This window comes from Micromonospora citrea (assembly GCF_900090315.1).
Taxonomy (GTDB): Bacteria; Actinomycetota; Actinomycetes; order Mycobacteriales; family Micromonosporaceae; genus Micromonospora; species Micromonospora citrea.
This window is the reverse complement of record NZ_FMHZ01000002.1, coordinates 2,214,651-2,232,429: the sequence shown is the minus strand read 5'-3', so window position 1 is coordinate 2,232,429 and position 17,779 is coordinate 2,214,651. Positions and strand designations below refer to the sequence as shown.

The 17,779-nt window shown below is 71.7% G+C and carries 14 protein-coding genes and 1 tRNA gene; 5 read left to right on the top strand and 10 right to left on the bottom strand.

Going from position 1 to position 17,779, the window contains the following annotated elements; genetic code table 11:
• The first annotated feature begins 56 nt into the window (after positions 1–56).
• The gene (locus GA0070606_RS10150; RefSeq protein ID WP_091097110.1) at positions 57–1,412 is read left to right on the top strand and encodes a hypothetical protein; all 1,356 of its coding nucleotides are present in this window, start codon (positions 57–59) and stop codon (positions 1,410–1,412) included.
• Positions 1,413–1,572: 160 nt separating this feature from the next.
• Here the strand turns inward: GA0070606_RS10150 and GA0070606_RS10145 are convergent, their stop codons facing one another.
• Genes GA0070606_RS10145 through GA0070606_RS10125 form a run of 5 tightly spaced genes read right to left on the bottom strand, consistent with a single transcriptional unit; the run spans position 1,573 to position 8,935 of the window.
• Positions 1,573–4,233 carry an O-antigen ligase family protein gene (locus GA0070606_RS10145; RefSeq protein WP_091097108.1) on the bottom strand — a complete coding sequence of 887 codons (2,661 nt, stop codon included), beginning with the start codon at positions 4,231–4,233 and terminating at the stop codon, positions 1,573–1,575.
• Positions 4,233–5,429, bottom strand: coding sequence for a glycosyltransferase (locus GA0070606_RS10140; RefSeq protein WP_091097106.1), 1,197 nt, complete (start codon positions 5,427–5,429; stop codon positions 4,233–4,235). The genes GA0070606_RS10145 and GA0070606_RS10140 overlap by 1 nt, the downstream gene beginning before the upstream one ends.
• Entirely contained in the window at positions 5,420–6,685 is a 1,266-nt protein-coding gene (locus GA0070606_RS10135; RefSeq protein ID WP_091097104.1) for a glycosyltransferase, read from the bottom strand. The genes GA0070606_RS10140 and GA0070606_RS10135 overlap by 10 nt, the downstream gene beginning before the upstream one ends.
• Before the next feature lie 2 nt (positions 6,686–6,687).
• Entirely contained in the window at positions 6,688–7,884 is a 1,197-nt protein-coding gene (locus tag GA0070606_RS10130) for a glycosyltransferase (RefSeq protein WP_091097103.1), read from the bottom strand.
• Entirely contained in the window at positions 7,871–8,935 is a 1,065-nt protein-coding gene (locus tag GA0070606_RS10125) for a glycosyltransferase (protein ID WP_245724636.1), read from the bottom strand. Before GA0070606_RS10125 ends, GA0070606_RS10130 begins: the two co-directional genes overlap by 14 nt.
• A 338-nt stretch (positions 8,936–9,273) precedes the next feature.
• On the opposite strand from GA0070606_RS10125, the gene GA0070606_RS10120 reads away from it, so the two are divergent.
• Together GA0070606_RS10120 and GA0070606_RS10115 are read left to right on the top strand one after the other, a co-directional pair.
• Complete coding sequence (locus GA0070606_RS10120; RefSeq protein ID WP_091097101.1) at positions 9,274–10,542, top strand: DUF1800 domain-containing protein; 1,269 nt, start codon at positions 9,274–9,276, stop codon at positions 10,540–10,542.
• A gap of 1 nt (position 10,543) precedes the next feature.
• Positions 10,544–11,791 carry a DUF1501 domain-containing protein gene (locus GA0070606_RS10115; protein WP_091097099.1) on the top strand — a complete coding sequence of 416 codons (1,248 nt, stop codon included), beginning with the start codon at positions 10,544–10,546 and terminating at the stop codon, positions 11,789–11,791.
• A 51-nt stretch (positions 11,792–11,842) separates the two neighbouring features.
• Here GA0070606_RS10115 and GA0070606_RS10110 read toward each other — a convergent pair whose 3' ends face one another.
• Positions 11,843–13,144, bottom strand: a complete 1,302-nt coding sequence (locus GA0070606_RS10110) for a sugar transferase (RefSeq protein ID WP_245724635.1) — start codon at positions 13,142–13,144, stop codon at positions 11,843–11,845.
• A gap of 361 nt (positions 13,145–13,505) precedes the next feature.
• Complete coding sequence (locus tag GA0070606_RS10105; protein WP_091097095.1) at positions 13,506–14,582, bottom strand: LCP family protein; 1,077 nt, start codon at positions 14,580–14,582, stop codon at positions 13,506–13,508.
• Positions 14,583–14,699: 117 nt separating this feature from the next.
• Here GA0070606_RS10105 and GA0070606_RS10100 point away from each other — a divergent pair, with 117 nt between their 5' ends.
• Complete coding sequence (locus tag GA0070606_RS10100) at positions 14,700–15,533, top strand: O-methyltransferase (protein WP_091097093.1); 834 nt, start codon at positions 14,700–14,702, stop codon at positions 15,531–15,533.
• Positions 15,534–15,537: 4 nt separating this feature from the next.
• Positions 15,538–16,356, top strand: a complete 819-nt coding sequence (locus GA0070606_RS10095; RefSeq protein ID WP_091097091.1) for an MOSC domain-containing protein — start codon at positions 15,538–15,540, stop codon at positions 16,354–16,356.
• A gap of 49 nt (positions 16,357–16,405) precedes the next feature.
• Here the strand turns inward: GA0070606_RS10095 and GA0070606_RS10090 are convergent, their stop codons facing one another.
• The 3 genes from GA0070606_RS10090 to bcp form a co-directional block, all read right to left on the bottom strand.
• Complete coding sequence (locus GA0070606_RS10090) at positions 16,406–16,945, bottom strand: GNAT family N-acetyltransferase (protein ID WP_091097089.1); 540 nt, start codon at positions 16,943–16,945, stop codon at positions 16,406–16,408.
• Positions 16,946–17,039: 94 nt separating this feature from the next.
• A tRNA-Leu gene (locus GA0070606_RS10085) sits at positions 17,040–17,122 on the bottom strand.
• A gap of 78 nt (positions 17,123–17,200) precedes the next feature.
• Positions 17,201–17,677 (bottom strand): thioredoxin-dependent thiol peroxidase, encoded by a 477-nt coding sequence (bcp, locus tag GA0070606_RS10080; protein WP_091097087.1) that lies wholly within the window; start codon positions 17,675–17,677, stop codon positions 17,201–17,203.
• Positions 17,678–17,779 lie beyond the last annotated feature (102 nt).

Below are 17,779 nucleotides of genomic sequence, written 5' to 3'. Positions count from 1 at the left end.
AAGGCGCTGGCACCACCTCTGTAGGATCCGCACGGCGGTTGAACAGAGGAGTTGGCATGCAGCCGGGAGGTCCCTACAGGTTCACCCACGTGCTGGGCAGTTCGCCGGTCGGCAAGGCATGGGCGGCCATCGACGAGCAGGGTCGCCTGGTCACCGTTGCCGTCCTGGACGCCGCCGTCGCCGCCGCCCCAGGCTGGCGGGAGGCGTTCGCCGGGATGACGAACTCCCTGGCGCAGGCGGCGGATCCCCTGCCTTACGCGTACGCCGACTTCTCGGCCGCCGCGCCCTGGGTCGCGTACTCGGCGGAGGTCGGGCCGGGGGCGGAGAAGCTGTTCCGCGCGCTCGGTGTGGAGTACACCCCGGATCCGACGGCCGACCGTCCGGTCTCGGGGATGCCCCAGCAGGTCAGTGGGGTGCCGCATCCCGTCTCCGGTGTTCCGCAGCCGGTCTCAGGAGTTCCGCAGCCCGTGTCGGGGATGCCCCACGCGCCCTGGGCGGTGCAGGCGACCCCGGTCTCCGGCCAGCCGGTGTCGGCGTCCCCAACGCCGGTGTCGGCCGCTCCGGCCTCGCCCGCCGCGTCTCCGGATGACCTGGTGCCGGCGGACGGTGCCACGGCCCAGATGCCGTTCGTGCGGCCCAACCCGTCCACCGTCCCGGCCCCGGCCGACCCGTTCGCCCCGCAGGACCGTCGCATCACACCCTCGAAGCCCCGTCGGCGGACCGGGCTCCTGGTCGGGATCGCTGCGTTGGTCCTGGTGCTGCTCGCCGGCGCCGGTGGCGTGTATTTCTGGGTGGGGGCGGATGACGAGGCGCCGCCGCAGGTGGCGGCGTCGCCGAGCAGCAGTGGCAGCAGCACGGCCGGACCGCCGGCGTTGCCAACCTCGCCGCCGCAGTCGCCCGGTATCGAGCCGCCGAAGTCCGGAGCGTGGCCGAGCCAGTGGCCGAAGTTCGGTACCCGCGACAACGTTCGCACGGTGACCGGCCTGGAGGGTCTCCCCTTCCCGGTCAAGGTCCCAGTGGACTGGGAGTGCACGCTCGCCGGCCGGGGCGAGGAGTTCGTCAAGTACAACTGCGGCACGCCCGCGACCGGGGCCGACGCGATCGGCGGCGAGCTGATCGTGCGGGACTGCCTGCAGCCCTGCGACGCGAAGCGGCAGACCGCCATGCGCCAGGCAGAGGAAGCCTGGAACCTGCAGTGGACGCGTGGTGGAGACAACGTCGCCTTCGCCGAGTCCAGCCAGCTGCAGATCGACGGTGAACAGCGGTACGGCCTGGTGATCGTCGCCTACTGGCGAGGAGGCGACAGCGGCCGCGTCGACAGTCAACTCGTGTTCCGGATGACGGCGCCGGTCGACGGCGCCAACCGGTTGCGCCGGGTCGCCAACTACCTCCGCGACGTCGCCCTCTTCTGACGCGCCAGCCGGCGTCTCTGCCACTTCCCGGCCGGGCTTGCTCCGCCCGGCCGGTCCGGCCCTTCTGAGCACAGCGACACCCGCTCGCGGCCCGCCCGGCCAGCCTGTTTCGGGTGGCACGAGAGCAGCACCGTTCACAGAGGCGCCAGGGCAGGACCGCCTACTGCTCGGCGGTCGTGGGCATCGGCACCGACAAGCGTCCTCGGACGACCGTCGGCTGCTCCGGCGACCGCGGTGCGGTGGGCACGCTCGCATCCGGGGGGAGCGGTGCCGTAGGCCGGGTGGCCAGCGCGATCGCCAGTATCGGCAGCCAGGTCACGTAGCCGGTCAGCGTCGTCGATACGTGAGACGCCTCCAGCCACGACACCTGCGCGAGTGCGACGAGGAAAAGCAGCGGGGCCGGCTGACCACCGGCGGTGAGCGCGGCGGCTCGCTTCCAGGCCAGGGCGCACAGCAGCACGAACGGCACGAGGGCCACCAGGCCGCCGACGACGAGCAACTGCACCATGACGTTGTGGCCGTGGTTGAACTGGCCGCCGATCAGGGCGGTGACGGCCGGATCCTGGAAGACCTCCGGACCCCAACCGACCAACGGGCTCTCGCTCCACCGCTCGAGCAGGCCGCCCCAGATCTGGCCTCTCTCGCTGAAGCTCGCCGGGTCGCTGGTGACCAGCGGCACCACACCCACCAGCAGCGCTCCGGCGGCGAACAGAACAGAGGCCGGCCAGCTCTGCCCCCGGAGCAGCCGGATCGCGAGGTACGACCCGACCACCGCGGCCGCGGCGAGCTGGCTCGTTCGCGAACCGGTCCAGTACAGGGCGACGAGGATCAGGGCGAGGCAGGTCCAGCGGAGCGCGGGATGGCGCAGGTAGAAGACGAAGGCGACACCGAGCGCCAGTGCGAGACCGAGCACGTTCGAGTGCAGGTATGGCCCCGTGAGCAGGCCGCCGAGCAGGACCGTCTTGTCTCCCGCCGCCGCTCCTGTGAGGAGCGCCAGGTCGGGCCGCACGACGGCGAAGATCATCGAACCGAGAGCGGTGAGCCCCGCCAGGGCGCCGATGACGCCCAGTACCGCTGTCCGAGGTCGCTGCGCCCAGATCGCGATCGCCGTCAGCGGAAAGGCCGCCGCGACGGCGCCGGGCGTCTGCCCGTGCAGCAGAGCAGCGCACTCGATCGCCAGCAGCGCGGCAAGGGCGACGGCCAGCCACCGGTACCCGGTCGGCCGGTGGCGCCAGAGTCCGTGCGCGGCGAGGCCGGCGGCCAGGAGGAGGTACAGCAGCGTGAGACCGTCGCCGATCAGGTCGGCCACAGGCGATCCGCCCACCTCGCGGGAGTTGAACGTCGGCCGTCCGGCGGTGAGGAGCTGCATCGTCTGCGCGGAGACGATCCGCAGCCAGGCCACGACGATCAGCGCGGCTGCCCCGACGGTGCCCGGGCCGAGCCGGTGGCCCGCGGCCACGGCACGCCCCACGAGGGAGGTGCTGGGTGGCTCAGCGGGCGTCCCCGTGCCCGGACCGGAGCCTGTCACATCCGCTCGGCGCAGACGGGCGGTAATCGTGGCGACCCTGTTGCGGATGAGACGCAGGTCGTCGTCGTACGGCACCGTCAGCATGCGTAGCGAGCGTAGTTCCGGCACCCGTCCGACTCCCAGCGCTGTGATGATCATGGTGACGGCGTAGCCGATGAAGCTCGCGACCGCAGCCCCGACAGCGCCGAACCGGGCGAGCACCAGCAGCGCCACCACGCCGGCCAGGGAACCCGTCACCAGTGCGGTGGACGACCAGGCGGGCCGGTTGTGCGCCAGCAGCGCCGCCGAGTAGATGGTCATGCAGGCGTACAGGACGGTGGCGGCGCAGAGGATGATCGTCGGCGCCACGGCCGGCGTGAACGCGGTGCCGAAGACCAGCGGCACGGCGAACCCGGCGATGAGCGCCAGCACGCTGCACGCCACGCCGGACGCCAGGACCGCGAGCCGGGCGACCTGGGTCGCCGCCCGGACGTCGCCACTGGCCTGACGGCCCATCAGCATCGACCTGGCGGCGGTGGCCATGACCATCGGAATCTCCGCGACACTGACCGCGACCGCGTAGTAGCCGAGCTCTCGGGCGCCGATCAACGGCAGCCCGATGATCTGACCCAGGCGGGCGCTGGAAACCGCGGCCAGCACGCCGGGCAGGCAGAGCAGGGCGTAACGGATGAGCGAGCCGGTGGGTACCCGTGGCGCCGCCTCCACCGGACCCGTGTCGGGCGCCGCCCAGAGCCGTACCAGCCCGAGGACCACCCCGGTCAGGACCGAGCCGGCGAAGATGAGCCCGGCCTGGTACGCGTTCACGTCGAACGCCAGGCAGACGAAGATCACCAGCCCGGTCCGGACCATCGCCGGCACGACTTTCACCAGGTTCAACCCGCTGATGTCCGAGTTGCCGGTCAACGCGCCGATGAACAGGTTCGCCACCACGTGCAGGGGGGCCAGCAGCGCCAGGACCAGGAACTCGCGGTACTGGTCGGCGTCCGAGAACAGGACGAACCCGAGCACCGCCAGCAGGCCGACGGCGAGCACGCTGAGCGGTGCCATCGCCACGAGGCTCACCTTCGCCGCGGCGCGGCTGGACAGTTGGCGCTGCCGGACGTGGTAGCTGAGCGCGTCCTGGAGGCCGAACGTGCCGATCCAGCCCCACACCACGATCGGCAGAGTCAACGCCGCGTAGACGCCCCGGCCCTCGGGACCCAGCTCACGGGAGAGAAACGGGCTGACCAGCAGGCCGCTGATCGGGATCAGCAAGTTCGCGAACGACGCGGACACGAGCTTCCGCGTCGACATCACGGACCCTCGTGCGGAACGGTCTCGCCCAGCATGCCGTACCGGCCGAGCGAGCCCACCAGCTGGTCCGCGAAGTGCGCCTCCGAGAACCGTTCCCGTACCAGGCGCCGCGCCTCGGTGGCCATCCGGTCGAGCTGCGCGGAATCGGCCGCGAGGAGCGCGGCGGCGAGCCCTTCGGGAGTGTCGGCCGCGCGGACCGCGTCGGTCGGAGGGACGCCCTCAAGGCCCACCGGCGTGCTGAACACGGGAACCGCGTGTGCGAGAAGGGTGAGCGTCTTCAGCTTCACCCCGGCTCCGCTCCAGAGCGGCACCACGGCGGCCCGGGCCCGGGCGAGGACAGGGCGGAGATCGGGGGCCCAGCCGACGACCTCCAGGCCTTCGTGCCCGGTCAAGCTGTCGCGAACCGAGTCGGTGAGACCCGAGCCGACGAGTTCGAGAGTGAACCCGGCGCGGCTCAACTGCGGCCAACCCTCGGCAAGGAATCGCCGCAGGCCGAGTAGGTTCGACTGGTACGAGAAGCTGCTGAGCCAGACCAGCCGCCGGTCGAGCGGGCGGGGCGCGTAACCGTCCGGCTGCGGCACGCAGCTGGGCAGGATGAAGTCGGGCGTGCGACCGTACGTCCGTGCCAGTCGCGTCGCCTCCTCCTCACTCGTGACCGAGACCGTGGTCGCGTTCGCCAGGGCCTGCTCCTCGAAACGGGTGGAGATGCGGGCCAGGTAGTGCGCCCTGAGGTGGTGGGCCACACCGGCTGCCTCGTCGATGTCCTGGCGACTGCTGGTGGCCAGCACGTTCGCCTTGTCCCAGTGCCACCGCAGGGAGGTGTCCCGGACGTACGCCCCCGCCGCCTCGCCGATGGCCAGTCCTGCCCCGGTGCGGGTGCGGAGTGCCTCGTGCAGGTCCTGGCTGTAGCGGGTGCGTACCCACGGCGGCAGGCCGTCGCGCAGGGATTCCTGGTAGCGGCCGAGCGGCCCGAGCCGGTTCAGCCGATACGGCGAAGCACTGAAGTCCCGCACGGTGACACCGGGCAGCAGGGCACGTAGCTGAGTCACCTGTTCGGGGGTGGTCTCCGGGCGGCGGACCACGAACAGCGTGTAGGGCTGGACCCGCGCCAGGGTGCGCAGCATCATCAACACCCGAATGGGGTCGCCCCGGTCCTGCGGGAGCGGAAAGAAGGTGACGACGACCGTCAGGTCCATCTCGCCCCGGCCTCCTCGGTGGTGGCGCCCTGCGGACCCGTCCCGGTCGCCGGCCCGGCGCCCAGGATTCCCTCGTCGGCGCCGGCCGGAGCGAGATCCCCCCGGCCCGCCAGCCGATTCCAGACGGCGAGCAGCCGCTGGGCCTGCAATCCGGGGGAGAACTCCTCGCGGAGCCGGACCGCGAGGTTGGTGGCCCGTCGCCACCGCTCCTCGGGGCTGTGCACGAGGTGCCGCACCGCGTCGGCCAGGGACTGCGGATCGTTCGGTGGCACCTGCCAGCCGCCGGCCGGGCCCATCAACTCGGGAATGCCCGACACGGCGGTCGTGACGACCGGCACTCCCCGGCTGGCGGCCTCCATGAGGAAGACGGGAATGCCGTCCAGGTCACCGTCCGCCGCCTGGCGGCACGGCAGCACAGCGGCGTCGGCGTCGGCGAGTGCGGCAGTCGCCACTCGGTGGCTCACCGCGCCGTGGAAGGTGACCACGTCGGCGAGGCCTGCCGCGCTGGCACGCTCCTGCAGCGTCGTCCGAAGCGGCCCGTCGCCGTACACGTCGTAGCGCACCGGGAGGCCGCCGTGGACCAGTTGGGCGACGCCGTCGATCGCCGTGTCTACACCCTTCTTCTCCACGAGCCGCGCGACGGTGACCAGGCGGGTCACGTCGCCGCTCGGACGCGGCCGGGGCTCCGTGATCTCCCCGTCGAACGCCGCACGGACCACCCCGTGCGGGATCGTCGACAGGTTCGCGCCCCGCTCGGTCAGTTGCCCCGCCGTGGCCCGCGAGATGACGAAGAGGTGGCTGAGCAGCTGGAGCCGGCGGTCCAGGGCCGCTCCGTTCGGGTCCAGCAGGAAATCGGCGGCGTGCGCCATCGCCGTCACCGGGACCCCGATCCGCCGGCCGACCAGGACGGCGACGGCGGTCGGCAGGTTCACGAAGTGCGTGTGCAGCACGTCCGGGCGGAAGTTGGCGACCGGGCCGGCGAGCCGGTCCGCGTGACCGGCCGCGAGTACGGCCCGGGGCAGGTACGACGCGCCAAGCGCCCGCACCTCCTCCTGCGCGCGGAGCGGGTGCCGCAGGAGCGTGCCGGCGACCTGCTGCATCTCGGCGTCCCGGCCGCCCTGTCGCGCGACGAAAACCTCCACGATCGCACCTGTGGCCCGGACCGCCTCGATCTCGGACGTGATGAAGGTCTCGCTGTAGCTCGGGTCTCGTAGGAGGACGTACGCAACCCGCAGCGGGTGACGGGGAGCGTCCATGCCTACCGCCTTTCCGTCAGAGACGAGCCAGTTGCCGGAGCGAACACCTGGAAGAAGGCGGCATGGGCCCGTGCGCACTCGGCGTCGGAGAGGATACCGGGCGTCGCGGCCGCGCCGGCTGCGAGTTCCTTCCGCGTCTCGCGGGAATCAGCGAGCTTGCGCAGGGCCGCCGCGAGGGCGTCCGGCCGGTCCGGCGGTACGAGCAAGCCGTTGGCTCCGCTGCGGATCCACTCGCTCGGCCCGCCGCCCTCTGTCGCGACCAACGGCTTGGCGCGGGCCAACCCCTGAAGCACGGTCTGGCCGAGCGGTTCGGGCCGGACGGATGCGTGCACCAGCACGTCCACCGAGTCGACGAAGGCGGGCACGTCGTCCACGTGCCCGAGGAAGTCGACCTGCCCCGCGATGCCCAGCTCGACGACGAGGTCCCGCAGTTCCTGCTCGTAGGCGGCCTCGTCGAACAGGGGCGCCCCGGCGAGACAGGCGCGTACGTCCGTGCCGCGGAAGACAGCGGCGAACGCGCGTAGGAAGACGTGCTGGCCCTTCCACCGTTGCAGGCGGCCGACCATGCCGACGGCGCGGACCTGGTCACGGACGTGCGGCTGGGTGACCCGCTCCCGAAGGCCGCTGGGAGACTGGAGCACCACCCGACGGGCACCGGCCGGAAGCCGGCCGGCGGCGGAGGCGAGGGTCGTCTGCGAGTTGGCGATCACCCCGGCGACGTGCGGGAGCGCCAACCGGGTGAAGGCGGCATACCCGAACCGGCCCATGCTCTCGGGGGTGACCAGGTCGCGGAGGTGGACCACCAACGGAACCGATCGGCCCCGGTTCGCCAGGGCCGAGATGATGGCGGCGGCGGCGGTGTTCGCGTGGATCACGTCGGCCGCACCGAACAGCGCACTGCCCCGCAGGGCGCCGGCAGCGGCGCGGAGCGACGTCAGGTACCGCGCGGCGAGCATCGGGCTGCGGCTGCGGGTCCCCCCGACCGGAAGCTGCGGAAGCCGAGGATCGAGGGTCACCCCGTACGCGGCCAGCCCGTCGAAGGCATCTCCGGCGGGCGGGCAGCAGAGCCCCGCTGTCCAGGACGGCCTGGCCGCGAGGAGCCGGGCAAGGGCCAGTTCGGCGCCGCCCCGGTGCCCGGTGTGACTGACGTGCAGGATCCGCACCGGCCGAGCCGGACGATCCCGGTCAGCGGCACTCATCGTCGATCCAGGCGGTCATCTCGGTGGCAAAGCGGGCGGGGGAGAACCCGGTGGCGTGAGCGGCGATCCGTTCGGCGGACAGCTCGTCGAGCCGCCGGACGAGGGCGGCGTGGTCGGCGGGATCCGTTGAATCCGTGAGGAAGCCGGTCTCGCCGTCGACCACCGTCTCCAGCAGGCCGCCCCGACGCAGGCCGATGACCGGAGTGCCGCACGCCTGCGCCTCGACCGGAATGATGCCGAAGTCCTCGTGGACCGGGAACAGCAGTGCGCGGGCACCCCAGAAGAGCTGACGCAGCCGCTCCCGGTCGGGCCGGACCTCGAAGACGACGGGAACGTTCGCCCGCTCGGCCAGCTGCCGCAGCTGCGTCTCCTGCGGGCCGGACCCGGCCAGCACGAGCGGCATCCCGGCGGCCTCCGCGATCGCGATGATGAGGTCGAAGTTCTTGTACGGGATCCACCGTCCCACTCCGAGCAGGTATTCGCGGGCCTGGACGCGGTCGGCCGGCGGTGCGGCGGCGAACCACTCCACGTCCACCGGCGGGTTGATGACCACCGCGTCCCGCCGCCAGTACCGCCGGATCCGCGTCTGCACCTCACGCGAGTTGGCGGCGTAGCCGCGCACGTGGTCGCTGAGGCGGACGTCGACGCCCTGCAGGATCCGCCGGGGCACGCTCAGCAGCGGGTTGGAACCCCGGCCGTCGAACGCCGGGCTCCAGATGTACCGCGCCGGGGCGTGGACGTAGCTGAGGTGGGTGGTTGTCTCCGGGGCACCCAACTTGACGGTGTGCGCGAAGGCGTGGCTCGACGAGATGACCACGTCGAATCGCTGCCGGCTGAGGGTGCGCCAGACCAACGGCATCAGCGGCAACGCGACGGCCTTGCTGTGGCGCAGGGGTGTCCGGGCCAACCACGACTCCCGCAGCCCCGTCTCGCCGGCGTCGTGGTCCTTCCACAGCACGAACCGTTCGCCGTGCGGAACGAGATCGGCGATCTGGCGGAAGACCTGCTCCGATCCGCCGGTCGCGCCGAACCACTCGTGCACCAGGGCCACCGAGCGGTCGACCAGTGTGGCCGGTGTCCGCGCCGAGGATGACTGCCACGGGGACGGTGGAGATGCACCGGAAACCGGCAGCGGTTGCTCTGACATGACGACCACCCAACACCGTTACGACCGGCACTCCGACGGCGGGATGCTACCGAACTCGGATCATCACCGGGATGCCCGTCGGGCCGGTTGAGGAGGGCTTCGGGTCAGGTTCGCCTGCGCCAACCGCCTGACGGCCCGCAGCCAGGTCCCCGCTACCACGTCCCGCGTCGCCGCCACACGACGGCTCCCCGTCGAGCCGGGACGCGGATTGCGGTCGGATCTGCGTCGCCTATGGTTGGCGTATGACCGACGATGTGGCGCTGCTGCTCCGCCGCGCCGGTTTCGGACCCACGGCGGCGGAGTTGGCGGCGGCGACGAAGGTCGGCTACGAGGCCACCGTGCTGCGGCTGACCGCACCGTCAGGCCCGGACATCGGTGCCATGAGCGCCCCGTTTCCGCAGCTCGGTCCCGATCCCTACGGTCGTTTGTCGAATCCCGACGACGGGCAGCGGACGACCGCCGACAAGGTCCGCGAGGAGCAGTCCGAGCATCTGACGCGGTGGTGGCTGGACCGAATGACCGTGGCCGATCACCAGGCGGTCGAGAAGTTGCTCTTCTTCTGGCACGGCCACTGGGCGACCTCCATCCGCAAGGTCAAGAGCCCGCAGCTGATGTTGGCCCAGCACCGCACTCTCCGCCTGGCTCCGAACGTCGCCGAGATGGCCCGCCGGATGGTGGTCGACCCGGCGCTCGTGCACTGGTTGGACGGGCACTACAACACACGGAAAGCCCCCAACGAGAATCTCGCCCGGGAGCTCTGCGAGCTCTTCCTGCTCGGCATCGGGAACTACACCGAGGCCGACGTCAAGGAAGCCGGTCGCGCACTGACCGGCTGGCGCATCGACCTGCACGCCGAACGCGCGACGCTGGACCACGACGACCACGACAGCGGTGACAAGACGATCCTCGGCGTCACCGACGCCTTCACCGCCCGCAGTCTCGTCGATCTCCTGCTCCGGCAGCCGGCCTGCGCCGAGTTCATCGCCACCCGCCTGTGGTTCCGGTACGCCTCGTCGACCGAGCCGATCCCACCGGCCACCCGGAAGCGGATGGTCGCGGCCTTCCCGGCGCCGAACGCGATGCTGCGGGCCATGTTCACCGACGACGCCTTCCGAGCCACCGCCGGCACGATGGTCAAGCAACCGATCGAGTGGATGGTCGGCGCCATGCGCCAGTTGGGCTTGCGGCCGGCCAAGATCCCTCGTGAGACGCTGATCCAGCTCTTCGACGGGCTGGGCGGCCTTGGGCAACGGCCCTTCGCCCCGCCGAGCGTCGGGGGTTGGCCGGCGGGCGCCGCGTGGCTCACCTCGGCGGCAGCCCGACTGAAGCTCAGCCTTGCCGGAAAGCTGGCCAGCCAGGTCCGGCTCGGCCGTCTCACACCGGAGGAGCTAGCGGCCATGCTCTGCGTCGACAGGTGGACCAACCGGACGTACGAAGTCCTGCGGCGGACGGACAATCCCCGCATGATGCTGACTCTGGGCCTGGTCAGCCCGGAATACGCGGTGACCTGAGATGGACGCCGTCACCCGTCGTCGGTTCCTGCTCGCCTCAGGGGTGACCGGAGCGGCAGCGTTGGCCGCCGGAAGCGGCGCGTTCGCCTACTCCCGGCTGATCGGCACCGCCGAACGTGCCGAAGGGCCACCTGCCGAGACACTCGTGCTGGTCACCCTGTACGGCGGCAACGACGGCCTCAACACGGTCATCCCGTACGCGGACCCGGCGTACCACGACAGCCGGCCCGAGCTGGCGTATCCCCCCGAGAAGACGCTGCTCCTCAACGAGACGCTCGCGCTGAACCCGGTGATGACCGGTCTGAAGCGGCTGTGGGACGACCGACGCCTGGCGATCGTCCAAGGGGTCGGGTACCCGCGCCCCGACCGCAGCCACTTCCGCTCCATGGACATCTGGCAGACGGGCACGCCCACGAACCCCGCCAGCACCGGCTGGATCGGCCGGTGGCTGGACGACATTGACGCGCCAGTGGGCACGGCGGTCAGTTTCGAGCCGGTGCTGCCGCCGCTGCTGGTCGGGCGGCGACGGATCGGTTCCTGCGTCAGCTACCAGGGTCTGGAGTTGCCGCCCTGGATCGACGCCGACCTGGTGGCCGACCTCGGTCAGGTGGAGCCGGGCGAACCTGAGTTGCAGGCCCGAGCCGCTGCCGCCTACACCGAACTGCTCGCACTGCGTCAGGTCATCCGAGGCGCGGGCGAGGCGACGGCAGCGCCGCAGGCAGACATGGAACCCGCCATTCCGGCCACCGGTACGGGGGGCGAAAGTGCGCTGTCGGCCCAGCTCGCCCTGGTCGCCAGATGCGTGGAGGTGGGGGTTCCCACCCGGGTCTACTCGGTCAGCCTGGGCGGCTTCGACACCCATGCCGACGAGTTGTCGACGCAGGAACTGCTGCTCGGGCAACTCGACGCCGCACTGTCGTCATTCGTCGACCGGATGGCTCAGTCGGAGGCCGGCCGTCGGGTCACCGTCGTCGTCTACAGCGAGTTCGGCCGCAGGGTGCGCGCCAACGCCTCGGACGGCACCGACCACGGCACGGCGGGTCCGGTGCTCGTCCTGGGCCAGCGCGTCGCCGGCGGTCTCCTCGGTGAGCACCCGAGCCTGACGGATCTGGACCAGGGCGACCTCAAGGCCACGGTTGACTTCCGGGACGTCTTCGGGAGCGTGCTCGAATCGGTGCTGCAGGCCGATCCGAGCCGCTACTTCGAGGGATACCGGCCCAAGTCGATGCCGCTCCTGGGCAGCGGCTGACGGTGTCGCCGGCTCGACCGACGCCGTCCACGCGCGCGTGGACCGCGTCGGTCAGCGGCCGCCGCCCCGGAACACCTCCGTCACGGTGCGAAACACCACCTTGACGTCGAGCCAGAGAGACCAGTTCTCGACGTAGTAGTTGTCGAACCGCGCCCGGTCGGAGATCGGCGTGTCGCCCCGCAGGCCACTCACCTGCGCGAGCCCCGTCAGCCCGACAGGGACCCGGTGGCGTGCCGCGTAGGTCGGGTACTCCGCCGAGAACTTCTCGACGAAGTACGGCCGTTCCGGCCGCGGCCCGACCACGCTCATGTCGCCGCGCAGAATGTTCCACAGCTGCGGCAGTTCGTCCAGGGAGGTGCGGCGCATGAACCGACCGATCGGACCGACCCGTTTGTCATGCGCGATCGACCAGTTCGTCTGGGACTCCTGCTCGTTCACCGGCCGCATCGACCGGAACTTGATCACCTTGAACGGCTTGCCGTAGCGGCCGATCCGCTCCTGGTAGAAGAAGATGCCCCGGCCCCCGTCGATGAACGTGGCGATGGCGCAGAGCAACAGCACCGGGCTCAGCACGACCAACGCGACCGAGGCGAACAGCACGTCGGAGGCCCGCTTGATCGCCCACCGCGGGCCGGAGAGCGAGATGTCGCTGATCTTGACGATCGGGATCGCGCCGATGTGGTCGGGGTACCCGCCCTGTGAGCGGGAGCCCCACAGGCGCGGCACCGCCCAGAGATCGCAGCGTGAGCTGCGCGGCCGCAACAGGGTCTCCATGAGGGTGGACTCGAGGCAGTCCGGGTCGGCGATGACCAGCACCTCGCACTCCGACAGCCGGACCAGTTGTTCGAGGTCGTCGAGGGTGCCGATGAGCGGGAGCGCTCCGGTGCCCTGGCGCGACGCGGCGTCGACGCAGCCGACGAACCGCAGACCGTACTGCGGGTAACGGCGCAGCAGCCGGGCGAGTTCGAGCCCGATGGGCCCGCTGCCGATGATGATGGCGTTGTGCTCCACCCAGCGGCGCCTGCGCAGGACGACGGTGAGCGCCCTGCTGAGGGCACGGCCGACGATCACCAGGCCCGCGGAGAGCGCGACGCCCCGCATGAACCCGCCGACGTACTCGACCGAGGAGTGGCGCTCCGCCGCGATGATGGCCACCACCGCGGCGGAGGCCAGCAACCGCCCGCAGAGGCTTGGCAGTTCGTCGAGGATGCTCACGTGCCGGCGGGGCCGGTAGAGCCCTCCGGTCGCGAAGATGGCGACGGTGAGGGCGGCGTTGGCCAGGGTGCCGCGCCAGTAGCTCTGACTGAGCAGCAGCGGAGCGAGCAGCGCGGCGACGTCGATGGGAACTGTCATCATCCACGCCCGCAACCCACGCGTTCGGGACGAGGCCTTGGACCCGGCGTACGGCAGCACCGCAGTCGTGTCCAGACCGGTACGGCTGGCCGCCGGGGCAGCATCCGACCCGCTGGTCACCGGTTCCGCGGACAGCCGCGCCGCGGCGCCCTCACGGGCGGCGTGCAGTTGCGGTTCGAACGTCCGCTGAGCCAGCCCGTCGAGATGGGGCGGAAGCCCGGAATGACTGGTCGCCGGTTGGCTTGACATGGTCGGCCCTTCCCCCGTGAAAGCCCTCCGCCACGCAACATGACTCGAAGGGCGACCGCAGGATACGACCAGGCCGGACCGGCCACCATAGCCAGCAAGCCAGTTCACAGTCCTACTTTGCGGCGGACAGGATCTCCGGCACGGCGTCGCGGCGGACCGCGTCGAAGAGGCGCTTGGCCTTCGGCGTGTCGACCAGGACGACGCTCTCGCTGCCCATCCGGCCCGTTCCCTTCGTGGGGCACGTGAAGAAACCGAGGTTGCCGCTGCGCAGGTGGCGAAGCTCCATCGCGAGGTCCAGGAGGGACATCGACTCGTCGACCGCCACCGCGTTCGTCGTCGCCTTCACGAAGGAGTTCAGCTTGGCGGGATTGGCGAGCACACCGCCGGTGGCCGCCTTGTCCAGGATCGCTTTGATCACCTGCTGCTGATGCTTGATCCGCCTGAAGTCGCCGTCGGCGAAGGCGTAGCGCTCCCTTGCATAGTCGAGCGCGGTGGCCCCGTCCATGGTCTGTCGGCCCGCGACGAACTCTCGCCGACCGTCCGGGTTCAGCGAGTGGGTCGAGGTGAAGCCCTTGTCGACGGTGATCTCGATGCCGCCCAGGGCGTCGACGATCTCCTTGAAGCCGGCGAAGTCGACCATCGTCACGTGGTCGACGCGGACGCCGGTGAACTTCTCGACGGTCTGCACCATCAGCGGGACCCCGCCCCACGCGAACGAGGCGTTGATCTTCGCGTCCCGGCCGCCGCGCCCCTCCGGAGACTTGGGCACGTTGACCCAGCTGTCCCGGGGGATCGAGATGAGCTGAGCGCTGGACCGGTCCTTCGGCAGGTGGGCCAGGATGATCGTGTCGGTCCGGGAGCCGGAACTGTTCTCCGGGTCGCGGGAGTCGCTGCCCAGGATCATGATGTTCATGGCGCCCTTCGCCACGACCTCGGGACGGGACTCCTCCGGCACGCCCCCGAAGGCATCGACACGCTCGATGTCGGACTCGACGGAGCGGAGGTAGAGCCCGCCGGCGATCATGCCGCCGCCGCCGAGCACCGCCAACACCACGAAGGTGATCAGGGCGACGCGCTGCCACCGCGGACGCGGACGCCGCCGACGGCGCCTACCGGTCGGCTGTTCCCCCGCTGGGGAGAGGTCGAGAGACTCGGTCTCGGGCTCCGCGTACGACTGGCGATGGGGCATGGCGTGATGCTACTTATCTCCGTTCCCGCGCGCGTACCCCCGTCCGTGCCGGTCCGGTCGGCCGCTCGACCGAAAGTTTCCTCACCTCTGCCTCCCTTCTCCTGGTAGAACCCTCTCGTGGACGCAACGAAGCTCCGGCGGGCCATCGCCCGCACTCCGCTCGCCCCCGTCGCCGCCTTCCCCAAGCGCCTGGCCCGGGTCGCCCGCCACGACGCCAAGGTGCTGCGCACCTCGGCCCGGTGGCTGGTCACCTCCCGGGAGCACCACAACTACACGTACGACCTGACCAAGCTGAGCCGGCACCACCTGGCCTGGTTCGTCAGCGTGGTCTGCGACGTCCCCGTCAAGCAGGTCCGCGCGTACTTCGGCGAGATCGAGTCGGACGACGCGCTCCGCTCGCACATCGAGTCCACCATCGCCGGCGCGGCCCGCCGCGGCCTCGCCGACCGGCACGTCCGCTACGCCCGGCGGATCGGCTGGTACGCGATCGTCCGCGCCACCCGGCCGAAGCACGTCGTGGAGACCGGTGTCGACAAGGGACTGGGCAGTTGCGTCCTGGCCGCCGCGCTGCTGCGCAACGCCGCCGACGGGCACCCCGGCCGGGTCACCTCGCTGGACATCAACCCCGAGGCGGGGTACCTCGCCAAGACCGCGCCCTGGTCCGACGTGGTCGACCTGGTGATCGGCGACTCCATCGCCTCCATCGCCGCGCTGGACCGGCCGGTCGACCTCTTCCTGCACGACAGCGACCACAGCCGGGCCCACGAGAAGCGCGAGTTCGAGGCCGTCGAGGGCAAGCTGGCATCCGGCGCGATGCTGCTGACCGACAACGTCACCGCCACCAACGTCCTCGCCGAGCACGCCGAGCGCACCGGCCGGCGGTTCCTCGCCTACCGGGAGACCCCGGCCAACCACTGGTACCCGGGGGACGGCATCGGGGTGGCATGGTGACCGGGTGCGGCTGACCGCGATCCACACGTACCCCGTCAAGGGCTGCCACCGGCTCGACCACGACGACGCGCGCGTGCTGCCCTGGGGGCTGGCGGGCGACCGGCGCTGGATGATCGTCGACGCCCACGGCGTCGGCATCACCCAGCGGGAGGCGCCCGGGCTGAGCGGGCTCCGCGCGGTGGCCCGCGACGGCGCTCTGCTGCTGCGCGCCCGGGGCCGTTCCGACCTCGACGTGCCGGAGCCGGCGGCCGGCGAGCCGGTCCCGGTGCGCACCTTCCGCAGCCGACCGCACCCCGTGCCCGCGCTCTCCGCCGGGCCGGCGGCGGACGCCTGGGTCGGCGCGTTCCTCGGCCGCACTGCCCGCCTGGTCTGGCTCGCCCGGCCGAGCCGGCACATCCCCTCCGGCGACCGGCGGTACGACACCGGCGACCAGGTCAACTTCGCCGACGCCTACCCGCTGCTGCTGACCACCGTCGCCTCCCTCGACGCGCTCAACGGATGGCTCGCCGAGGCCGGTGAGGAGCCGGTGCCGATGGCGCGGTTCCGGCCGAACCTGGTGGTGGACGGCCCGGCGGCCTGGGCGGAGGATTCCTGGGCCGGCCGTGGGCTGCGCGTCGGCGGGGTCCGGTTCCGCGCGGCCGGGCCCTGCGAGCGTTGCGTGGTCGTCACCACCGACCAGGAGACGGGGGCGAAGGGGAAGGAGCCGCTGCGCACCCTCGCCCGGCACCGGAACATCGGGCGGAAGCTCCTCTTCGGACTGCACCTCGTCCCCGAGGAGCCCGGCGTCGTCCGGGTCGGCGACGAGGTGGTCGTCGCGGGCTGACCGGCCGCACCGACGGATCGTCGCGAGCTGACCGGCCGCACCGACCGGATCAGCGTCCGGGTGTGTCGGCGGCGGTCAGGTCGAGCCACATGAGGATCTCGTCCCGGTCGTCGCCGGGGGCGACCCGCAGCGCGCCGGGCAGCCGCCCGATCTCCCGGTAGCCGAGCCGCCGGTAGAAGCGGTCCAGGCCCAGCCCGTCCCGGACGGTCACGTGCAGCGCCTCCCGACCCAGCTCCCGGCCGAGGCGCTCGGCCTCGCGCATCAACGCCAGGCCGTACCCGTGGCCCTGGGTGTCGGGGTGGACCATCACCCGCTTCAGCACGCACCAGTGCGCCTTGAGGGCGAACCGGTTGTCGCAGAAGAACAGCGCGGCGACGAGGCGGTCGCCCGCGTACCCGACCAGGAGGCGGTCCGGGCCCTCGGCGACGCCGGCGAACGTCGGACCCGCGGTGCGCCGGACGTCGGCGGCGGTGACCGGCGGCACGAAGCCGACCGCCCCGCCGGCGTTGGTGACGTCGACCCAGAGCGCGACGATCTCCTCACGCAGCTCGGGAGTCAGGTCGGGATCGAGGACGAGACGCAGGGCCACCGGGCAATTCTGACCGGGCGGGAGCGTGCCGACCCGGGATCGTGACGCGCCCGACAGCGGTGGCTCCCGGCGCGGGCGCCGGTCGACCCGAAGGTGCGGGAGGGGGGATTCGAACCCCCACGTCCTTTCGGACAATAGGACCTAAACCTACCGCGGCTGCCATTACGCCACTCCCGCCGACCCGCTGAGTCTAGAGCTTCCGGGCCCGACCCCGCCCAACCCGCCTCCCGGGGCGGGCCGGCGCGGTACGACGACTCAGTCCAGGCCGAGGTCGCGGCGCAGCTTGGCGACGTGGCCGGTCGCCCTCACGTTGTAGAGCGCGCGCTCGATCTTCCCGTCGGCGTCGATCACGAAGGTCGAGCGGATCACGCCGGTCACCGTCCGGCCGTAGGACTGCTTTTCGCCGTACGCGCCGTAGGCCGCCAGGACCGCCTTGTCGGCGTCGGAGACCAGCGGGAAGGTGATGGCGTCCCGCTCGCGGAACTTCGCCAGCTTCGCCGGCTTGTCCGGGGAGATGCCCACGACCTCGTAGCCGGCGGCCTGGAGCGAGGCGAGCGAGTCGCGGAAGTCGCAGGCCTGCTTGGTGCAGCCGGGCGTCATCGCCGCCGGGTAGGCGTACAGGACGACCTTGCGGCCGCGCAGGTCGCCCAGCGAGAGCGTCTCGCCGGTGTCGGTGGGCAGGCTGAAGTCGGGGGCGGGGTCACCGGGGGCGAGGCGGTCGGGCGCGGTCATGGCACGACCCTACCGCCGGCCCGCGCCCGCCCGCCCCGGGCGACGCGCCGACCACGCCGCCCGCGCCGGGCGACGCGCCGACGTCGCCGCCCGCGCCGCCAC